1 protein-coding gene is annotated in these 998 nt (G+C 60.7%); it reads right to left on the bottom strand.

The genetic code is table 11. From position 1 onward, the window contains the following. Window positions 1-67: 67 nt before the first annotated feature. Window positions 68-998: IS256 family transposase (locus FAA86_RS24390; RefSeq protein WP_136543900.1), on the bottom strand; the 931-nt coding region annotated here is incomplete at its 5' end.

Raw genomic sequence — 998 nt, 5'->3', positions numbered from 1 at the left:
GATCGTGTCCCACTGAGTGGTGTAGCTTCGGCAATCGCCGTGCCTTCCGGACAGAGCCAGGAATTGGTCAGCTTGCGGCTGGCAGGCTGATGAGCGGATCATCGCTCATTGCTGCTATGGTCTCAAGTGTCATGTAGCGGGATCGCTGAACGGCCCACTCGTCATTCTGCTCAAGCAGCAAGGCACCGACGAGCCTCACGATGGCATCGTCGTTGGGGAAGATGCCGACGACTTCTGTGCGTCGCTTGATCTCGCCGTTGAGACGCTCGATCGGATTTGTGGAATGAAGCTTTGCCCAGTGCTGCCTGGGAAAGGTCATGTAGGCGAGCACGTCCTGCTCGGCGCTATCCATCAGCGTGGCGAGTTTCGGCACCTTCGGCCTGATCTGGTCGGCGACATTGCGCCATTGGGTGCTTGCCGCCTCCGGGGTGTCCTGGGCAAAGGCCGTGGCGATGAAGGCAGAGACGACACGCCGTCCGCTCTTGCCTGCATGAGCGAGGGCATTGCGCATGAAGTGAACCCGGCACCTCTGCCATGTGGCGGAAAGCACCTTCGACACGGCTGCCTTGATGCCCTCGTGTGCATCGGAGACCACGAGCTTGACGCCGCGCAGGCCTCGTCTGGTCAGCTTGCGTAGGAACTCGGTCCAGATCGCTTCTGCCTCGGATGTGCCGATTTCCATGCCAAGCACCTCGCGCCGGCCGTCAGTGTTCACACCCACCGCGATGATGACCGCTACCGAGACAATACGACCGCCGCGACGAACCTTCAGGTAGGTGGCATCGATCCAGAGATATGGCCACTCGCCCTCGATAGGGCGGTCGAGGAAGGCTTTGACCTTGTCATCGATCTCTTCGCAGAGCCGCGATACCTGGCTTTTGGAGATGCCGCTCATGCCCATGGCCTTGACGAGATCATCGACGGATCGGGTCGAGACGCCCTGGATATAGGCTTCCTGGATTACCGCCGTCAGAGCCTTCTCGGCCATACGACGCGGC

Source organism: Rhizobium rosettiformans W3 (genome assembly GCF_004912135.1).
GTDB classification, from domain to species: Bacteria; Pseudomonadota; Alphaproteobacteria; order Rhizobiales; family Rhizobiaceae; genus Allorhizobium; species Allorhizobium rosettiformans.
Note: the sequence above shows the minus strand (reverse complement) of the source record. Positions and strands in the feature narration are given on the sequence as shown.